Source organism: Mesorhizobium sp. 113-1-2, from assembly GCF_016756475.1.
GTDB lineage: Bacteria > Pseudomonadota > Alphaproteobacteria > Rhizobiales > Rhizobiaceae > Mesorhizobium > Mesorhizobium loti_C.
In genome coordinates this window covers 4,866,445-4,883,996 of the sequence record NZ_AP023242.1, presented here as the reverse complement: position 1 = coordinate 4,883,996, position 17,552 = coordinate 4,866,445, and the positions used below count along the sequence as shown (strand labels likewise).

General features: G+C 61.5%; 19 protein-coding genes. 10 read left to right on the top strand and 9 right to left on the bottom strand.

Features of this window, described 5'->3' with window-relative positions; all coding sequences use genetic code 11:
- Window positions 1–14 precede the first annotated feature (14 nt).
- Window positions 15–872, bottom strand: coding sequence for an alpha/beta fold hydrolase (locus JN279_RS23625; protein WP_202350417.1), 858 nt, complete (start codon window positions 870–872; stop codon window positions 15–17).
- Window positions 873–923: 51 nt separating this feature from the next.
- Window positions 924–1,868, bottom strand: a complete 945-nt coding sequence (locus JN279_RS23620) for an Lpg1974 family pore-forming outer membrane protein (protein WP_202350416.1) — start codon at window positions 1,866–1,868, stop codon at window positions 924–926.
- A gap of 218 nt (window positions 1,869–2,086) precedes the next feature.
- Between JN279_RS23620 and JN279_RS23615 the strand changes: the two genes are divergently transcribed.
- The gene (locus tag JN279_RS23615; protein WP_202350415.1) at window positions 2,087–3,289 is read left to right on the top strand and encodes a cytochrome P450; all 1,203 of its coding nucleotides are present in this window, start codon (window positions 2,087–2,089) and stop codon (window positions 3,287–3,289) included.
- A gap of 10 nt (window positions 3,290–3,299) precedes the next feature.
- Here JN279_RS23615 and JN279_RS23610 read toward each other — a convergent pair whose 3' ends face one another.
- Genes JN279_RS23610 through JN279_RS23600 form a run of 3 tightly spaced genes read right to left on the bottom strand, consistent with a single transcriptional unit; the run spans window position 3,300 to window position 5,421 of the window.
- A complete protein-coding gene (locus JN279_RS23610; RefSeq protein WP_202350414.1) occupies window positions 3,300–4,088 on the bottom strand; it encodes a Stf0 family sulfotransferase in 789 nt (262 codons plus the stop codon).
- A gap of 35 nt (window positions 4,089–4,123) precedes the next feature.
- Window positions 4,124–4,990: an alpha/beta hydrolase gene (locus JN279_RS23605; RefSeq protein ID WP_202350413.1), complete on the bottom strand. Its 867-nt coding sequence runs from the start codon at window positions 4,988–4,990 to the stop codon at window positions 4,124–4,126.
- Window positions 4,990–5,421, bottom strand: a complete 432-nt coding sequence (locus tag JN279_RS23600; RefSeq protein WP_202350412.1) for a hypothetical protein — start codon at window positions 5,419–5,421, stop codon at window positions 4,990–4,992. The genes JN279_RS23605 and JN279_RS23600 overlap by 1 nt, the downstream gene beginning before the upstream one ends.
- Before the next feature lie 194 nt (window positions 5,422–5,615).
- Here JN279_RS23600 and sseA point away from each other — a divergent pair, with 194 nt between their 5' ends.
- From sseA to JN279_RS23580, 4 genes are all read left to right on the top strand, one after another.
- Window positions 5,616–6,482 carry a 3-mercaptopyruvate sulfurtransferase gene (sseA, locus tag JN279_RS23595; protein ID WP_202350411.1) on the top strand — a complete coding sequence of 289 codons (867 nt, stop codon included), beginning with the start codon at window positions 5,616–5,618 and terminating at the stop codon, window positions 6,480–6,482.
- 5 nt (window positions 6,483–6,487) lie between these two features.
- On the top strand, window positions 6,488–7,051 hold the full coding sequence (locus tag JN279_RS23590; protein WP_202350410.1) for a GNAT family N-acetyltransferase: 564 nt from the start codon (window positions 6,488–6,490) through the stop codon (window positions 7,049–7,051).
- A gap of 116 nt (window positions 7,052–7,167) precedes the next feature.
- Entirely contained in the window at window positions 7,168–7,725 is a 558-nt protein-coding gene (locus JN279_RS23585; protein ID WP_202350409.1) for an OmpA family protein, read from the top strand.
- 186 nt (window positions 7,726–7,911) lie between these two features.
- On the top strand, window positions 7,912–8,379 hold the full coding sequence (locus JN279_RS23580) for a DUF1203 domain-containing protein (RefSeq protein WP_096445760.1): 468 nt from the start codon (window positions 7,912–7,914) through the stop codon (window positions 8,377–8,379).
- A gap of 223 nt (window positions 8,380–8,602) precedes the next feature.
- Here JN279_RS23580 and ald read toward each other — a convergent pair whose 3' ends face one another.
- Window positions 8,603–9,718: an alanine dehydrogenase gene (ald, locus tag JN279_RS23575; RefSeq protein ID WP_010909316.1), complete on the bottom strand. Its 1,116-nt coding sequence runs from the start codon at window positions 9,716–9,718 to the stop codon at window positions 8,603–8,605.
- A 157-nt stretch (window positions 9,719–9,875) separates the two neighbouring features.
- Between ald and JN279_RS23570 the strand changes: the two genes are divergently transcribed.
- Window positions 9,876–10,349, top strand: a complete 474-nt coding sequence (locus JN279_RS23570; protein ID WP_010909317.1) for an Lrp/AsnC family transcriptional regulator — start codon at window positions 9,876–9,878, stop codon at window positions 10,347–10,349.
- 227 nt (window positions 10,350–10,576) lie between these two features.
- On the opposite strand, the gene JN279_RS23565 is transcribed toward JN279_RS23570, so the two are convergent.
- Window positions 10,577–11,233, bottom strand: coding sequence for a 5-formyltetrahydrofolate cyclo-ligase (locus JN279_RS23565; RefSeq protein ID WP_202350408.1), 657 nt, complete (start codon window positions 11,231–11,233; stop codon window positions 10,577–10,579).
- A 163-nt stretch (window positions 11,234–11,396) separates the two neighbouring features.
- Between JN279_RS23565 and JN279_RS23560 the strand changes: the two genes are divergently transcribed.
- Together JN279_RS23560 and JN279_RS23555 are read left to right on the top strand one after the other, a co-directional pair.
- On the top strand, window positions 11,397–12,662 hold the full coding sequence (locus tag JN279_RS23560; RefSeq protein ID WP_202350407.1) for an NAD(P)/FAD-dependent oxidoreductase: 1,266 nt from the start codon (window positions 11,397–11,399) through the stop codon (window positions 12,660–12,662).
- A 148-nt stretch (window positions 12,663–12,810) separates the two neighbouring features.
- Window positions 12,811–14,790, top strand: coding sequence for a bifunctional 2',3'-cyclic-nucleotide 2'-phosphodiesterase/3'-nucleotidase (locus JN279_RS23555; protein WP_202350406.1), 1,980 nt, complete (start codon window positions 12,811–12,813; stop codon window positions 14,788–14,790).
- Window positions 14,791–14,861: 71 nt separating this feature from the next.
- Here the strand turns inward: JN279_RS23555 and JN279_RS23550 are convergent, their stop codons facing one another.
- Window positions 14,862–15,176, bottom strand: a complete 315-nt coding sequence (locus JN279_RS23550) for a hypothetical protein (protein ID WP_202350405.1) — start codon at window positions 15,174–15,176, stop codon at window positions 14,862–14,864.
- 176 nt (window positions 15,177–15,352) lie between these two features.
- On the bottom strand, window positions 15,353–16,609 hold the full coding sequence (locus JN279_RS23545) for an SAM-dependent methyltransferase (RefSeq protein ID WP_202350404.1): 1,257 nt from the start codon (window positions 16,607–16,609) through the stop codon (window positions 15,353–15,355).
- A 337-nt stretch (window positions 16,610–16,946) separates the two neighbouring features.
- Here JN279_RS23545 and JN279_RS38735 point away from each other — a divergent pair, with 337 nt between their 5' ends.
- Both JN279_RS38735 and JN279_RS23535 read left to right on the top strand, forming a co-directional pair.
- Window positions 16,947–17,081: a hypothetical protein gene (locus JN279_RS38735; protein ID WP_274608581.1), complete on the top strand. Its 135-nt coding sequence runs from the start codon at window positions 16,947–16,949 to the stop codon at window positions 17,079–17,081.
- A gap of 170 nt (window positions 17,082–17,251) precedes the next feature.
- Window positions 17,252–17,542 (top strand): Dabb family protein, encoded by a 291-nt coding sequence (locus JN279_RS23535; RefSeq protein ID WP_202350403.1) that lies wholly within the window; start codon window positions 17,252–17,254, stop codon window positions 17,540–17,542.
- The last annotated feature ends 10 nt before the right edge of the window (window positions 17,543–17,552 follow it).

Below are 17,552 nucleotides of genomic sequence, written 5' to 3'. Positions count from 1 at the left end.
GGTCGTGAGACACTTTACGCAAGGTGTCGGAAACTGGAAGGCGATCTCTCCACCCAGGCTTCGATCTGCTCGGTGACGAACTTCGCCGCCTGATGGTGGATGAAATGACCGGCGCCGGGCAGAGCTATCAGCGCGGTCACATTGTCGACCTCGCGGTACGTGCCATCGAAAGCGCTGACGGGAACATAGGGATCGTCGGTGCCAAACAGGACCAGGGTCGGTGCCTTGACGAGTGGCAATTGCCCCAGACTTGGCACCTTGCCGAGCGGAATGTTGGCTCTGTAATAGCCAAGCATTGCTTCCGGACTGGATCGCCGCAGCGAGTCCGTCAGCGCCTGCCTATCCTGCGGATCGGCGACCCAGGTAGCAAGGTCGTCGATGTTCAGCATCTGGGCTGCGCCGGGTACCTGGAAGCTGCGTATGTAGGCGATCATCTCGGCATTGGCCGGATCGGCAATGGCGTTGAGATGATTGCGCGGATGCGGCGTCGACAGCAGGACGAGATGGCGCACGACCTGCGGCGCGCGTATGGCCAGCCACCATGCAACGATGCCACCCCAGTCGTGGCCGACAATGGCGGCCTGGGTCAGCTTTTCCGCGGCCAGAACGGCCAGCACGTCGTTGACCAGGTTTGCCAGCACATAGTTGCCGTAGCCCTGCGGCGCATCGCTTTGCCCATAGCCCCGCAGGTCGGGCGCAATCACGCGGTAGCGGCCGCAAAGTGCTTCCAACTGCCGGCGCCAACCCATGCCGTGATCCGGAAAGCCGTGCAGAAACACAATCGGCGGGCCAGAGCCCGCCGCCGTGTAGTGCAGTTTGACGTTGCCGTTTACGGCAAACTTCGATTCAAACGCCACTTCCAGTTCAGTCAATTGCAATCCATTCGACGCCGCGGTCCGAGCTCGGCAGCCCGAACCGCTAGGTTACATCTTGACTTCGAGGCGCAGGAACGGCCCGTTGAACGTCTGGGTGCTCTTATCGGAGAGCTGGAGAAGATTGTGCCACTGCTCGACCCGATAGCCAGCAGTGAACGTGGTGTTGTCCCATGGCTTGAAAGTCACGCCACCGGAAAGGTCGACATTGGTCACCACTTCGCTGGAATGCTGGCTTTCGCTTGCATTGATGGTTTGATCGATCGGATCAGGCGGGATAGCGCCCGGATCGTGCTGCGTCGCGCTCAGGCTGATCTTGTTCGTGCGCCGGCCCCACATGGCCGAACCGGAAACCGCGCCAGTCAGACCCCATGTCTCGCCCAAGGGATAATAGACTTCTGCGCCGAGGCGAGGACCGATGCCGTAAAATTCGGACGAGCCGAGCTTGTCGGCGCTGCCGGACTTGTCCGCCGGATTATCCCGGGTAATGCCTTCGTGCAGGCTGATTTCCTCCTTGGAGTGCAGCAGCCGCAAGCCGCCGAAGAAGCGGATGTCGGCGCTTTGTGCCTGGACGTGCTTGCCGATATCGAAGTCCAACGTCTGAAAATTGTAGCTGTTTCCAAACGAAAGATTGACGTTGCCGGGGTCGCTGCCCGTTATCGGTATGTCAAAACTGGTGTCATTATCCTGCCCTGCATGAAAGGACCCGGCGAGGCGCCAGTCGACATCCGGAGAAATCGCTTTGGTCAGCGCGACCGATCCATAGAGATCGCCAAAGCCGTTGTTGCTGCCTAGTTTGTCCGTGGTGTCACCAAGCTTGTCGACGTTGGACTGATAGACCGCGCCTTCGAAGGCAATCTTGATGCGGGAATCGACCACTGCTGGATCAATTGCCTGCGCATCGGCGGCATGGGCCGCAACCACACCAACAGATGTCACCGAAGCAGCCGACGCTGCAACAGTAGCAAGAAGCTTGCTTGAAACGTGATTTCGCATTTTTCCCCGCCTGGAAACAAATCAATAGTTATTAGCCCACTCGCACATTACCGCAGCGGTACCCCGCGAGATAGCTGTTATAATAATTTGCTCGGCAGTGTTACGCGTTTGCCACAGATGGCTTTTTCTCCCCGAGAATCAAATAAGATAGCCGCGGGTTTTGTAGGCGAATGTTAGCGCGACGCCTGTGGCGTTCGGGACTGCCGGGGGGAGCATTGATGGACAATCAGGCGCAGATCGAAAGCGTTCTCAACAACCTCGTCTATGCACTTTTTGCCCAAAGCGGGCAGATGGAAACGAATGGAAGGGCTGGCAGTCTCGGCAACCTGATTGTTTTCGACAACCCGGAAGCCGTTGACACCATCGTCAAGGCGCCGGAGCTCTTCCGCAAGAATTTCTCCCTGATCTCGGCTCTCGGTTTCAGCCGCTTCAACACCAATGGCGAGGATTGGTCGGTTCGGCGCGCCATCACCCAGGATACCTACCTGGCGGCAGCCAGGCCGGCGCAGCAGCACCCGATGGCAGAGCTCTACGCCGCCGGTCTTGCCGGGAGTGACGCAACGCTGCCCTCCATCCAGCAAGCTCTGTTCGCGGCGTCGATGACGATATTTTACCGGGCTTTCGGCCTTGTTCCCGATATGGCAGCGACGCTCTTGCTGCTCGACAGGGTCCGCGACGTGCTGAGGCGCCTCCAATATTATTCCTGGGTATCGCCGACGAGCGTCGAGCGCACGAATGTCATCCAGGAAGCCCGCGCGGTTGTTGCCGATTTCACATCGCTGCTGATGGCGGACTCCCGGGCGGCCGCTGAGATGGACCGCTTCAGGGATCTGGCCTCCGACCTGGAGGACTTCTCACCGGTGGAGGAGTTCGTCATGAATTTCTTCGCTGGCGTCGAGACGACGGTGACCACCGCGCTTTGGGTGATCGATCGGCTGGGTGCCAACCTGCAGGTGCAGGAGCGTATCCATGCGGAGGTTCTCTCGGGCGAGGCACAAACGCCGTACACCGATTGCATGATCAACGAGACGATGCGCTATTTCCCGCCGATACCGTTCCTGACCCGGGAAGTCGGCGCCGATACGGTTCTCGACGGCCAGAAACTCTATGCCGGGCAACTGATCATGGTATCGATCGTCGGCGTGCACCAGAATCCAGCCTTCTGGTCAAACCCGCGTGTCTTCGACGCCAGCCGCAGGGAATTCCTCGAGAACAGCTTTGATCGACGGGCCTTTATTCCCTTCCTTACCGGACCGCGCATGTGTGGTGGCGCGCGCCTCGGCCGGCTGGAAGTCAGGGAGGCGGTCCTCGCCATTGTGCGGCAGTTCGCTTTCAGCCGGGCCGACGATGTGATCCGGTTCGACTATGCGTTGGCCTTGCGCCCGGCGCAGGGGTCTTCGGTCAGTGTTTCGAGGCGATGAGGCGCCAGCGTTAGGCGTGGTCCTGCCAGAACCGCCTGACGTAGTCCCCAAACTGACGTTTGATCATGGTCTTGAGCTCGACATCATGCGCATAGCGCATGCTTGTCGATATGGTTTTTGATTTCAATTCGAAGTCTGGGAACCAGTTGCCCATCGTGGCGGAAGCGCTTTCCTGCTGGTTTGCGATAAAGTCCTCATAGCAGACCTCCGCCACCCTGCGCCGATCAAGGGCGTTCAGGTAGTTTGTCCACCTGATCTCGCTATCGAGAATATACTGGGCGGTATCCCTGACAACCCTCTCGGTCAAAGTTGTTACTGTGGGAATTCCAGGCAGTGTCTCCTGACTGTCGAACGGCTGGCCCGTATGCAGCATCGAGAGCAGGCTTATGGTCTGATCGACCTTGTTTCTCCTGGAGAGGAAGACATAGAACGAGTTGCCGTTGTCATCGCCGATTGAACTGCGCGCGAATGGCAGGTTTTCAAAGAAGATCTTGGCGGCGAATACGCCGTTCTCCGTCCTTTTCGCCAGAAGATGGCGACCATAGGCCGGCGCCTGCTGATTGAGTTTTTCAAGGTCCATGGTGTCGTCGGCCGACCACCGTCTCATCAGCGGCAAGGCGTACTGCCACTGAAAATACTCCGTCGGCATTCCCAGGCCGAACTGCCGCAAGACCTGACAATAGGAATGCCCCGCCGTTCGCGGTGTCGTGCAGATGAGGATTTTGGCAGGGTTTTCGGTGGAGCTCTGGCGATCATGGGTCGCGGTGACATATTCGCTGTACAAATCGTCGAAATGCATTTCCGAAACCAACCCCACCACGACACGCCAGTTTTTCAGGCGGCAGACAGAAATCCCAGGATGAGCAGAGCCTGGTCCAGTGTCATCAGCGATGGCGGATCGCCCGCATCGATGTTGTCCACAAGCCACAGATCAGGCCGTGCCAGCCGCGTACGCTCGATGGCCCGCCGGTCGATGACTTGGCTATCGCGACCGTATAGCAGCAGGATGCGGGCGTCGATCTTGGCGGCGATTGGGAAGAGATCGTATTCGCGGCCGGCGAGGGCGCCGAAATTTCCCGTCGTGGCCGGGTCGTAGGCGAGCCGGAAGCCATCGGGACCGGCGGCGATCCGGTTCTCGACATAGCGGTTGAACACCGAGTCCTCGACCGGGCCCATGGCCGCTCTGGTGGCGCTTAGATAGTCCCTGGCCGCCGTGCGGGTGTCGAACGCAAGCGTACTTTCCCTGAGGACTTCGTGTCTCATCGCGTCAACCTTCGGTCCGCCGAGCATGGGGACGTCGTTGAGAATGATTCTAGCGGCCTTGGAGCGGGTCATCTGTAGAAACAGCAGCAAGATCGAGCCGCCCCACGAAGTGCCGATGAAATGGTTCTCCGTGCCGGCGAACTCGCCGAGCGCGCGCAGGCATTTGGAGTAGACATTGATGTCGTATCCCGACCCCAGATAGGCACTGCGCCCGCGCCCCAGCAAATCGGGGCAGATAACCAGGAAGCCATTGCGGCACAGGAAGGTGGCGAGGAAATCGAAGTCGGCACCATTGCCGGTGAAGCCGTGCAGGCAGAACACCGTTGCGCGCGGCGTGCCGGCCGGTCGCCAGATGCGCACGAACATCGCGGCATAGCGGTCATCCAGCCGGATGAGGATTTCTTGCGTCAGCGCCTCGGCGGAGCCGGCCGGATCCATCAGACGTTGCGCTTGCGGACGGCACGCTTGACCGAGCCGCGGTTGTCGATGAAGTCGCGCTTCCAGAATACCGATTTGTCCAGGTTGATGCGCTTGGCTTCCTTGATCATCGGCAGAATGTGGGACGAAGACCGCGCCGCCAGCACCGTCACCGCGGTGGCGTCGCCGCCGGGGAAGGGGTTGAGCGGCCCACCATTCGTCGCCCAGGCTTCGGCTATTTCGCGGCTGGTCTGGATCCAGCCAACGTAAGCGACGATGGCGTCGTCGATCGAGCCGATCATATGGGTCTGCTGATCCAGCTGATAGCGCAGCGTCTTCACCATCAGGCCGAATTCGTAGCCGTCAAAAGGCGGATAATGCGCGATGAAGTTGCAAACGAGTCCCAGCGAAACCGGATTGCTGGGAATACGGGAAAACAGAAGATTGCTCATGCCGAGATTATTGACCCCGCCCACCCCAGATCATAACGATCAATCCGTACTCGCCACGAAACACGAAAACAATCGGAATCAACGGACCGCAGCGGCCGGTCGCGTCGCGTATCCAAAGCGAATGTCGCGTGCTCGAACGCATCCAAATTGCCAAGCTAAACAAAGTTTTGCCGAACATGAGCAGGAGAACAAGAATGGCCGAGGACAGCCCTTTCACAGTCGACGCGGATTGGCTGCAGGCGCGCCTCGGTCAGCCGGGCCTGACCGTTGTCGACGCATCCTGGTACCTGCCTGCGCAAAAGCGCGACGCGCGCGCCGAATATGAAGCGGCCCACATTCCAGGCGCCCGCTTCCTGGATCAGGACGCGGTTTCTGATCCCGACGCTGCTTTGCCGCACACGCTGCCTTCGCCTCAGCATTTCGCGCAATATGTTGGTTCGATGGGCGTGTCCGCCGACGACACCATTGTCGTCTATGACGGTCCCGGCTTTTTCTCGGCACCCCGAGCCTGGTGGATGTTCCGGATCATGGGTGTTTTCCAGACCTATATTCTGGACGGCGGGTTCGACGGCTGGAAGGCGGCCGGCCGGCCGGCGACGGCCGAGCCGACGAAGATCGCGCCGAGCGTGTTCCATGCCGATTTCGACGCCGGCCGCGTCGCCAGCCTGGCCGACATGCGCCGGATCGTCGAGACCAGCGCCAGCCAGATTGCCGATGCCCGTGGACCCGGCCGTTTCACCGGTGCCGAGCCCGAGCCCCGCGCGGGTATCCGCTCCGGTCATATGCCGGGCGCACGCAACGTGCCGTACTCCGCCCTGTCGGAAAACGGCATGCTGTTGTCGAAGGACCGTTTGCGCAAGGTGATCGAGGACGCCGGTATTGACCTGTCGAAGCCCGTCGTCACATCTTGCGGCTCCGGTGTTACGGCCGCGGTGATTACGCTTGCGCTGGAGACGCTTGGCCATACTGACAACAGGCTTTATGACGGCTCATGGACGGAATGGGGCGGGCTCTCCGACACGCCTGTCGTGACCGGCCCCGCTGAGACCGGCAAGGAATGAACGCGATGGAAAACGGTGTGCTGCAGGACATTGAAGTCACGGTGACTTTTCTTGAAATGCATGCTCCTCCCGCAGTCTCGCCGCCAGTGCCCTACAACCGCCAGGTCGCGCTGCTGAAGACCAAGGATATTCCCTTGCATTTCTATCGCTATTTGATGGACCGGGTCGGGCGCAAATGGCACTGGGTGAATGTCCTCAGGCTGGACGATGACGAACTTGCGGCTGGCATCCACCGTGAGGACCGCGACATCAGGGTGCTTTATCTCGACGGCGCGCCGGCCGGCTTCTTCGATCTCAAGCCGCATCTGCCTGATGAGGTCGAGCTTGCCTATTTCGGCATGATGGAACATGCCACTGGGCAAGGCATTGGCCGCTGGTTCCTGGGCTCGGCGATTTCAGCCGCTTGGTCGCATGGGCCGAAACGGGTGACGGTGCAAACCTGCACGCTTGACCATCCGGCGGCTCTGCCGCTCTACCAGAAACTCGGTTTCAGGCCGGTCGCGCAGAAGAAAGAGGTCGTGCATCCGCTGCCTTTCGCCGAGCGCTCGGCCAGCGTCATGCGGCCCTGATTTCAGCCGGAATCCGAGATCAGCCGGAACCTGAACCGTTCGTTCATCGCTGCTTCAGCCTGCCTTTGGCATGTTGCCCGCATCATCAATGCGGCAGAGGCCGAAGGAGAAAAGACATGCTGACACGCCGTACCCTTGCCGCCGCGCTGATCGCCGCGATTGCCATGCCGAGCCTTGCCGCCGCCCAGGCGACGACGCCCTCGGCCGCGACGATCGAGCGCAAGCTCGAGGCGGCGCCCCGGGTGAAGCTGCGGCCGAACGAGCGCGTCACCATCCGCGAATTCAAGCGCCGGCCCGATTTGCGCCGCATGGCGCGCTCGATCGACATCCAGTCGATCAATTTTGCCTTCGGCTCGGCCGCCATCTCCAATTCGCAATACGACAAGATCGAAAACATCGCCGACGCGCTGCAACGCATCCTGCGCCGCGATCCCGGTGCCCGCGTGCTGATCGAAGGGCACACCGATGCCGTAGGCTCCTTCCAGTCGAACCAGATACTGTCCGAACAGCGCGCTGCTTCGCTGAAACGCACGCTGGTGCGCGAATTTGGCGTGCCCGGCTATGCCTTGGAAACCGTGGGTTACGGCGAGGAGTTCCTGCTCGTGCCGACGCAGAACGAAAACTGGCAGAACCGCAGGGTCACATTGCGGCGCTTTGACGATTTCATCCGGTGATCCGGAGCTCTGCCAACTTTAGTTAGCCGGTTTAGATTGTTGGCATGGCGCCATCACTGGTGCTTTTGATCTATGCGAGGAACTGATCACGAACATCGGGTCGGTCCCTCGATTCTTGGCAGGAATCGGGTGGGAAGCATCGGCTCGAGTAGATAATTTCCGGTCGACAACACCGGAGATTTCACGATGACCATTCAGTTCAAGGCGCTACCCACCGACCATGTCAGGGCACTGCAGGGCGGTGGTCCCGATTCATACGGCCAGACGCCCGAACGCAGGATTTCAGACGGTGACGGCATGCCTTGCCGGCATTGCCTGAAGAACATCGCTGCTGGCGATGCTTATCTCATCCTTGCTTACCGCCCCTTTCCGGAGCTTCAGCCCTATGCCGAAACCGGCCCGATCTTCCTGCACGCCGAGCAGTGCGAGCGTGCGGCCGCGACCGAAGAACTTCCCGAGATTCTCGAAGGCCCGGACTACATCGTGCGCGGCTATTGCAAGGACGACCGCATCGTCTACGGCAGTGGCGGTGTCATCCCGACCGAGGCAATCATTGCGCGGGCCGAGATGCTGTTCGAACGCGACGACATTGCCTACGTGCATGTCCGCTCGGCGCGCAACAACTGCTATCAGTGCCGGATTGAACGGGCCTGAACCACAAGGATTGCGGTCAGGAAAGCTGTCGTACTCCCGTCGCATAGATGCGATAGAAAGCGACTGTCGATCGATTGGCCGACCGCGGATGAACCGGCGGCAATCTCGATATCGAGGAAGCGGGGCTTTGGCTCCGCTTTTTTGTTGCCTGCGTTTACCAGGCAAGAAAAAACCCGCCGGCACGGGCCGGCGGGCTGATAGGAGGAAACTCTCGTAGTTCAGCTTATGCAGCCAGAACAGCTTTCGGCTCGACCAGTTCGTAGCCGAGCGCTTCGGCTACCGCGCGATTCGTGATCTTGCCCTTGTGGACATTGAGGCCGTTGCGCAAATGATGATCGTCGACCAGCGCCTTGAGGCCCTTGTCGGCGAGTTGCAGGCCATAGTGCAACGTCGCGTTGTTGAGGGCATGGGCCGAGGTGACCGGAACGGCGCCTGGCATGTTGGCGACGCAATAGTGGATGACGCCGTCGACCTCGTAGGTGGGCTCGGCGTGAGTCGTCGCATGCGAGGTCTCGAAGCAGCCGCCCTGGTCAATGGCGACGTCGACCAGCACCGAGCCCTTCTTCATGCCCGACAGCATCTCGCGGGTGACGAGCTTGGGTGCCGCGGCACCCGGGATCAGCACGGCGCCGACGACGATGTCGGCCGAGAAGCATTCCTCCTCGAGCGCCTCGACGGTCGAGTAGCGGGTGTGCACACGGCCGGCGAAAAGGTCGTCGAGCTGGCGCAGGCGCGGGATCGAACGGTCGATGATGGTGACGTCGGCGCCAAGGCCGGCGGCCATGCGGGCCGCGTGCAGGCCAACGACGCCGCCGCCGAGCACGGTGACTTTGCCGGGCAGCACGCCGGGCACGCCGCCGAGCAGCACGCCACGGCCGCCATTGGCCTTCTGCAGCGCCGTAGCGCCGGCCTGGATCGACAGGCGGCCGGCGACTTCCGACATCGGTGCGAGTAGCGGCAGGCCGCCTCGATCGTCGGTGACGGTCTCGTAGGCGATCGCGGTCACGCCGGATGCAAGCAGGCCCTTGGTCTGCTCCGGATCCGGAGCCAGGTGGAGATAGGTGTACAGGATCTGGCCGTCGCGCAGCTGCACCCACTCATTGGGCTGCGGCTCCTTGACCTTGACGATCATGTCCGACTTGGCGAACACATCGGCGGCGGTCTTGGCGATGGTGGCGCCGGCGGCGCGATAGGCGTTGTCATCGGCGCCGATGCCGGCGCCGGCTCCGGCCTCGACCAGCACTTCGTGGCCGTGCGCCACATATTCGCGCACCGAGCCTGGCGTGAGGCCGACGCGATATTCGTGGTTCTTGATTTCCTTGGGGCAACCGACGCGCATTGTCTTCTCCTGATCCGGGCCCTTTTGGGCTCACTCCCTGTATTGTTGGAGTGAACCACGAATCGGCGCGCAGGTGTTTGCGAATGCGCTTGCGCGGACAGGCGGGTTTCGATAATCGTTGCGCGAAATAGCCGGATATTCGCAGGATTCACGAAAAATGCCGCTCGACAGGATCGATATCGCCATTCTCGAGACATTGCAGAAGGACGGCAGGATACCCAATGCGGCGCTCGCCGAGAAGGTTGGCCTGTCGCAGTCGGCCTGTTCGCGCCGGCTCGACAATCTGGAAAAATCCGGGACCATTCGCGGCTACCACGCCCGGCTGTCCAATGCAGCACTTGGTCATCAGATGACGGCGATCGTGCATATATCGCTGTCGGGCCAGTTCGAGAAGACGCTGTCGGATTTCGAGGCGGCGATCAAGCGTTGCCCCAACGTGCTGTCCTGCCATCTGATGTCGGGCGAGTACGACTACATCCTGCGTATCGCGGCAAAAGACCTGGTCGACTATGAGCGCATCCACAAGGAGTGGCTGTCGGCGATGCCGCATGTGACGAAGATCAACTCGTCATTCGCCTTGCGCGAAATCGTCGACCGCACGGCCATGGGCATGAAGCCGGAAATGGCTTGAGGTCTAGTTCGACACAAGTCAGCCGCTTCGTCATCCTGGGGCGGAGCAAGGAGCGAAGCGACGCGACGCAGACCCCAGGATCCATGCCGGGACTCAAACGCGTCACCACGGTGCAGAATTCTGCTCCGCTGCACTCCTCGACTAGGGTCACGGAATGGATCCCAGGGTCTCCGCGACGCCGCTCCGCGGCTGCTTCGCCCAGGGATGACGAAATCGGGAGCTTCGGCCTAGCTGCTGGCCTCCGTCACCACCCGATCCATCGGAATGTCGTGCGGCTGCGGGTAGATGGTCGGGATGCGCTGCAATTCGTAGCCGACGCCGATGACCAGCGGCTTGAACGGCATGGCGGCGAGCGTGCGGTCGAAGAAGCCGCCGCCATAACCCAGGCGATAGTTTGCCGGATCGATGCCGACGATCGGCGAGATGACGATATCCGGCAGCACCGGATTGCCCTCGGCCGGTATCGGGATGTTCCAGATGCCCTTTTCCAGCCGGTCGCCCGCTTTGTAGGCGCGAAAGATCAACGGCTGCCCTTTCTCGACGACGATGGGCAGCGCCGTGCGGCCGCCGCGCTCGTTGATTGATGCCATCCAGGGACGCAGATCCGGTTCGCCGCGAAACGGCCAGTAAAGACTGACCATGCGGCCGCTGATCTCGCCGATGATCGTGTCGAGCCCTTCGGCGATGCGCTGGGACATGGCCGTCCGCGCGTCGGCCGAAACAGCAAGGCGGGCGGCGATCAGGCGCTCGCGCTCGGCCTTGCGCCAGCGCCGGACATCGGTCCAGTCGGATAGCGGCGCCCGGAATTCCGGATCGAGCTCATGCATGAAGCAAGGCGGCGAGGAGTACTGCGCCGGGCTGTCGCCGTCTTGATCGTTGGCCATGCATCACCTCATAGCGTGTTCTATGACGCTATACCTCGCGACACGATACAACTTGTGCATTCACGACATGGTACGGCGAGTCCCGGGCACCGTCCTTCTGTTGCTGCATTGCACAAAAATACCTACATCTAGCCCAGGCAATCTCGCCGTCAGGGTGAATGGGATGAACGAAGCCAGCCATCATGTCGTCGTGGTCGGCGCGGGGTTCGGCGGCCTCGAACTCACCCACGCGCTGTCAGGCACACCGGTGCGCATCACCATGATCGACAAGCGCAACCATCATCTTTTCCAGCCGCTGCTGTACCAGGTGGCGACGACGGCCTTGGCAACCTCGGAAGTTGCCTGGCCGATCCGCCATCTCTTGCGCAAGCGCAAGGACGTGACGACGCTGCTGGCCAATGTCACCGGCGTCGACCGTGCCGGCAAACGCGTGCTGCTCGATGACGGCAGCGCCGTCGCCTACGACACGCTGGTGCTCGCCACCGGCGCCCGCCATGCCTATTTCGGCCACGACGAATGGGAGCCTTTCGCGCCGGGGCTGAAGACGCTGGAGGACGCCACCACCATCCGGCGCCGCATTCTCCTGGCCTTTGAGCAGGCCGAGCGGGAAACCGATCCCGCCAAGCGCCAGGCGCTGCTGACCATTGCGATCGTCGGCGGTGGGCCGACCGGGGTGGAACTGGGTGGCACCATCGTCGAGCTGGCGCATGACACGCTGCGCGGCGAGTTCCGCAACATCGACACGCGGCAAACGCGCGTGGTGCTGATTGAGGCCGGGGACCGCATCCTTGCCAATTTCGCGCCAAAACTCTCCGATTACGCCAGTAGGGCCCTCGAGCGGCTTGGCGTGACGGTCGAACTCGGACGTGCCGTGACACGCTGCGATGCCGAAGGGGTCGTCTTTGGCGACAAGCAATTGGCGGCGAAGACAATCCTGTGGGCAGCCGGCGTTGCCGCTTCGCCCGCCGCCGAATGGCTGGGAGCCAAGGCGGATCGCGCGGGCAGGGTGCTCGTAGAGCCCGACCTCAGCGTGCCCGGCAGCCCGGAGATTTTTGTCATCGGCGACGCCGCCCTTGTGCTGCGGCCGGATGGACGGCCGGTCCCTGGTGTGGCGCCTTCCGCCAAGCAGGAGGGCCGGCATGTCGCCGCGACGATCAAGGCCAGGCTCGGCGGTGACGGGACCACCCGTCCGTTCCACTACAAGCACGCCGGTGATCTGGCGACGATCGGCAAACGCGCCGCCGCGATCGATTTCGGCTGGATCAAGCTGACGGGCTGGCTCGCCTGGTGGCTGTGGGGCATCGCACACATCTATTTCCTGATCGGTTTCCGCAACCGGCTTGCGGTTTCCCTGAGCTGGCTATGGATCTACGTCACAGGCCAGCGCAGCGCCCGGTTGATCACCCAGGGCGACGACGACAAGACCTGACTTTTCTCCACTGTCCCATTCATCCGCGCGTCATCTGGTGCTGATGGACTGATGTCCGGATGCGCGCGGCTTCTTGAGTGGACTTGAGCCGATTTCGGCGCCAAGTTCGCTTCGGGGCAGGGCGTCAGGTCGTCAAAGAGGAGAAAACATGTCGCAACTGCTCCACCCAGTCTCTCGCCGCGGTTTCCTCGCTGGCGCCGCAGCCACAGGGGCGCTGATCGTGCTTCATCCCTTCTCCGCCCGGGCACAGGCCAACCAGGCGCATCTTCGGATCATGGAAACCACCGACATCCATGTGAACGTGCTGCCTTATGATTACTACGCCGACAAAGCCAACGACACGATGGGCCTGTCGCGCACGGCGTCGCTGATCGACGCGGTGCGCAAGGAAGCCGTCAATTCGATGCTGATCGACAATGGCGACCTTTTGCAGGGCAATCCGATGGGCGACTACATCGCCTACGAGAAGGGCCTGAAGGACGGCGATCTGCATCCGATCATGAAAGGCATGAACCTGCTCGGCTACGAGTGCTCGACGCTCGGCAACCATGAATTCAACTACGGCCTGTCCTTTCTGGACAAGGCGCTGGCCGGTGCCAATTTTCCCTTCGTCTGCGCCAATCTGATCCGCGGCACCGCGCTCGCCGCCAACCCGCGCGACGACAAGCTCTATCTCAAGCCCTATGTGATCCTCGACAGGAAGATCAAGGACGGTTCGGGCACTGATCAGCCGATCCGGATCGGCATTATCGGTTTCGTGCCGCCGCAGATCATGGTCTGGGATCTCAAGAATCTCGAAGGCAACGTCAAGACGCGCGACATCGTCGAAGCGGCCAAAGCCTGGGTGCCGCAGATGAAGGAAGAGGGCGCCGACATCGTCATCGCGCTCTCGCATTCCGGCATCGATGTGAAGCAGGGCGATATGATGGAAAACGCCTCGTTCTTCGTCGCCGGCGTCGATGGCATCGATGCCGTGTTCACCGGCCACCAGCATCTGGTGTTCCCCGGCAAGAAGGATTTCCAGTCCCTCGACGGTGTCGACACGCAAAAAGGCACGCTGCAGGGCAAGCCCGCCGTGATGGGCGGTTTCTGGGGCTCGCATATGGGTCTGATCGACCTCATGCTGGAGCGTGATGGATCGAAATGGAAGGTCGTGTCCGCGACCTCCGAGGCGCGGCCGATCTTCGAGCGCGTCGACAACAAGAACAAGCCGACGGTTCCCGACGACAAGCGCATCATCGCCGCCCTCGAACAGGACCACCAGGCGACCCTGGCCTATGTGCGCCGTCCTGTCGGCAAGACCTCCGCGCCGCTCTATTCCTACTTCTCGCTGGTTGCCGACGATCCGTCGGTGCAGGTCGTCAGCCAGGCGCAGACCTGGTATTTGAAGGACATTCTCAAGAGCACGCAGTGGAAGGATGTGCCGCTGCTGTCGGCCGCCGCTCCCTTCAAGGCCGGGGGGCGCAACGGCGCCGACTACTATACCGACGTGCCGGCCGGCGATATCGCCATCAAGAACGTGGCCGACCTCTATCTCTACCCGAACACCGTGCGCGCCGTCGAAATCACCGGAGCGCAGGTCAAGGAATGGCTGGAAATGTCGGCCGGCATCTTCAACAGGATCGAGGCGGGGAAGGCTGACCAGCCGCTTATCAACACCGATTTCCCATCCTACAATTTCGACGTCATCGATGGCGTCTCCTACAAGATCGATCTGTCGCAGCCGCCGAAATACGATGCCAAGGGCGGTGTCGCGAACGCCGGTTCGAGCCGTATCGTCGACTTGATATTCGACGGTAAACCGATTGATCCCAATCAGAAATTCGTCGTTGCGACCAACAATTATCGCGCCGGCGGCGGCGGCAATTTCCCCGACATCAATGCCTCCAAGATCATCTACGAGGCGCCGGACACCAACCGCGACGTCATCGTTCGCTACATTGTGAGCCAGGGCACGATCAACCCGTCCGCCGACGGCAACTGGTCGTTCGCGCCGCTGCCTGGAACCAGCGTCGTGTTCGAGACGGGCGTCAAGGCAAAGGATTTCATCGCCGATGTGAAATCGCTGAAGATCGAACCGGCGGGTGAGGGCGAATCCGGCTTTGCGAAATATCGCATCACTCTTTGAAGATTGGTGCGCAATCCGCGGCAAGCGAACTCACGCCAGTTAGGCGTGAGCTCGTCCTTGGTCGCGCAGCTTCAATTGGTTGCGGGCACCGGTGTCAGCGGCAAGGCTGTCGCGGGCGCTTGCGGGCTGACTGGCTGCGTCGGCTCAAGCGACGTGCCAGTCGGGTCGCTGGGCACGGTCAAGGGCGACATCCCGGCCGGAGCATGGACCTCGTGGAGGGTCGAGCTTGGTGTGTTGTCGATGAGATCGCTCGCACCAGGCGTCAAAGTTGGGCTGATGCTGAGGCCCAGCGGATCGTTCATGACGGTCGGTGGAGCGACGCGCCGTGCGTCGGCTGCGGATACCGCGGCAAGCAGGATGGCAATGGCGGCAACAGTTCGCTTCATGGAAGCCTCCTGTGGTCAGAGGCGCTCGGCGTTGGTTGGGGCGCGGGGCGTCGGGTGCGTGAGAACGAGTGCCGCGCGATCGCGGTTGCATCACGTTCGCATGAAGACGTCGCGATCGCCGCTTTTGGCGTAAGCCCGCAATTTCAACGCTGCGGGGACATGCTCACCGCGCCAGCTTACGCCTTGTAGACCACCTGGCGCACATCGATGTAGCTGGCGCGGAAGCCGGCTTCGCAATAGTGCAGGTAGAACTCCCAGAGCTTCTTGAAACGATCGTCGAAGCCGAGCGGCACGATCTTCTCCCACGACGCCCAGAAGCGATGCCGCCATTCGGCGAGCGTGCGCGCATAGTCGTCGGGAAACACCCGCTCACACAGATGCGCAAGGCCATGGTCCGCACCGAGCGTCTTCAGGATCGACGGCGTCGGCAGCATGCCGCCCGGAAAGACATAGCGCTGGATGAAATCCGGCCTGGCACGATAGGTATCGTAGGCGGCTTCGTTGATGGTGATAATCTGCAGGCCAGCGGTGCCGCCGGGTTTCAGGCAGGCCTTCATCTTCGAGAAGAACACCGGCCAGTACTTCTCGCCGACCGCTTCGAACATCTCGATCGACGCGATGCGATCGTAAGTCCCTGTTTCGTCGCGGTAATCCTGCAGCTTGATGTCGACCTTGTCGGAAAGCCCAGCCTTGGCGATGCGCGCCTTGGCGAAATCGTGCTGTTCGCGGCTGATCGTCAGTCCGGTAATGCGGCAGCCGATTTCGCGCGCCGCGAATTCGGCAAAGCCACCCCAGCCGCAGCCGATCTCCAGCACATGATCCTTGTTGCCGATACCCGTATCCCTGGCCAGCGCCCGGTATTTGGCAGCCTGGGCGCTCTCCAGGTCATTGGCGCCATTGGCGTAGAGCGCCGAGGAATAGGTCATGCTCGGGTCGAGCCACTCCTTATAGAAGGCGTTGCCGAGATCGTAATGAGCCGAGATGTTGCGCTTCGAACCGGTGTGCGTGTTCTCGTTGAACCAGTGGCGGATGCGTTGGACGGTGTTGATGAGCCAGCTGGCGCCGCCGGCGACGCGTTCGCCGATCGCCGAATTGACGACGAACAATTCCAGGAAGCTGGTGACGTCAGGGCTCTCCCAATCACCGTCCATATAGGATTCGGCAACGCCGATCGTGCCGCCGGAAAAGGCGCGGCCGGGCAGGCGCCAGTTCTTGAGCACCAGTTCGGCGTCCGGCCCGGGCCCCTTGCCGCCAACGAGAACGGCGCGACCATCCGGCATCCTCACCTTGAGCGAGCCGCGCGGCAGGTTCATTGCCGCCGACAGCACCATGCGCGCCTTGGCCGGCAGGCCCTTGACGATCTCGGCGAAATTGAACTCGTCGAGCCTGACCGCTTCGCCCGGCGCTATACTCTGATGGTCCCCGTGTGCCATTTCATGCCCCTGGATTTCCGTGGTGCCGGCGCAAATTGCCGAGCCACGGCTCTCTTGGATCATTCGCCAGGTTCGAACGCCTGCCGGGTCCCGGCAACTCGCGGGTCCGGCGACAGGCGGGCTCGAACGAAAGTGCGCGCCCGTTAGCCGGAGCTTGTGCACTTCCCAGCGAATGCCTGCCAACAATCTTCCACGTCATGAGGGCAAACTTCAAGAGGCAGGTCGTTAGCTGGGCTGTGCCACATGGCGCCTGGGCATCTGCCCTTGCGTCGGCTGGCTGCTGCCCAAAAACGAAAACGTCTATGGCCGCCGCCGCGCTTGTGCGATAGCTTTAGCCATGCGTTATGTAATCGTCATTGCGGCAATCGCGTTCTTCCTGATCTGGGACGGTCTCTACAATCAGGGCCGGTATCTCGACATCTCGGTCAGGGAGCTTTCCCATGTCGTGCGCTACGTCACCGGCAAGGCCTGATATCCCTTCTGAAAAGAGCAGCCCGGCGCGCCATTCGCGGTGTTTTATCGCCGCGAGATGAGGTCCGGCACCGTGCGGGGCGCGTCGCAAGGACGCGTGGCGCCATGAACGGTTGACGCGAGGGGACCGCCCTCACTAAAGACCCCGACATTCAGATCGAGGAGGCGGGATTGATCCGGCATATCGTTTTCTTCAGCGCGCGGCGCAAGGAGGATGTCGAGGTAGTGCGCACCGGGCTTTTGGCGCTCGGCAACATTCCTCATTCCAGTCTCTTCGAGGTTACCTTGAACACCAAGGTCGACCCACTGTCGGACGAAGTCGATGTCGTCGTCTATGCCGAGTTCGCCGATGATGCGGCACTGGCTGCTTACAAAGCGCATCCGCTATATGCGCAGACCACAGCCAAGGTCAAACCATTGCGCGAACTGCGCTATTCAGCCGATGTCGTGGCCGGCAGCTGATCCGCTGCCG

Coding starts and splice junctions, on each gene's coding strand:
- JN279_RS23620 (WP_202350416.1), bottom strand. CDS start 1,868: ATGCGAAATCACGTTTCAAGCAAGCTTCTTGCTACTGTTGCAGCGTCG.
- JN279_RS23615 (WP_202350415.1), top strand. CDS start 2,087: ATGGACAATCAGGCGCAGATCGAAAGCGTTCTCAACAACCTCGTCTAT.
- JN279_RS23610 (WP_202350414.1), bottom strand. CDS start 4,088: ATGCATTTCGACGATTTGTACAGCGAATATGTCACCGCGACCCATGAT.
- JN279_RS23605 (WP_202350413.1), bottom strand. CDS start 4,990: ATGGATCCGGCCGGCTCCGCCGAGGCGCTGACGCAAGAAATCCTCATC.
- JN279_RS23600 (WP_202350412.1), bottom strand. CDS start 5,421: ATGAGCAATCTTCTGTTTTCCCGTATTCCCAGCAATCCGGTTTCGCTG.
- sseA (WP_202350411.1), top strand. CDS start 5,616: ATGGCCGAGGACAGCCCTTTCACAGTCGACGCGGATTGGCTGCAGGCG.
- JN279_RS23590 (WP_202350410.1), top strand. CDS start 6,488: ATGGAAAACGGTGTGCTGCAGGACATTGAAGTCACGGTGACTTTTCTT.
- JN279_RS23585 (WP_202350409.1), top strand. CDS start 7,168: ATGCTGACACGCCGTACCCTTGCCGCCGCGCTGATCGCCGCGATTGCC.
- JN279_RS23580 (WP_096445760.1), top strand. CDS start 7,912: ATGACCATTCAGTTCAAGGCGCTACCCACCGACCATGTCAGGGCACTG.
- ald (WP_010909316.1), bottom strand. CDS start 9,718: ATGCGCGTCGGTTGCCCCAAGGAAATCAAGAACCACGAATATCGCGTC.
- JN279_RS23570 (WP_010909317.1), top strand. CDS start 9,876: ATGCCGCTCGACAGGATCGATATCGCCATTCTCGAGACATTGCAGAAG.
- JN279_RS23565 (WP_202350408.1), bottom strand. CDS start 11,233: ATGGCCAACGATCAAGACGGCGACAGCCCGGCGCAGTACTCCTCGCCG.
- JN279_RS23560 (WP_202350407.1), top strand. CDS start 11,397: ATGAACGAAGCCAGCCATCATGTCGTCGTGGTCGGCGCGGGGTTCGGC.
- JN279_RS23555 (WP_202350406.1), top strand. CDS start 12,811: ATGTCGCAACTGCTCCACCCAGTCTCTCGCCGCGGTTTCCTCGCTGGC.
- JN279_RS23550 (WP_202350405.1), bottom strand. CDS start 15,176: ATGAAGCGAACTGTTGCCGCCATTGCCATCCTGCTTGCCGCGGTATCC.
- JN279_RS23545 (WP_202350404.1), bottom strand. CDS start 16,609: ATGGCACACGGGGACCATCAGAGTATAGCGCCGGGCGAAGCGGTCAGG.
- JN279_RS38735 (WP_274608581.1), top strand. CDS start 16,947: ATGCGTTATGTAATCGTCATTGCGGCAATCGCGTTCTTCCTGATCTGG.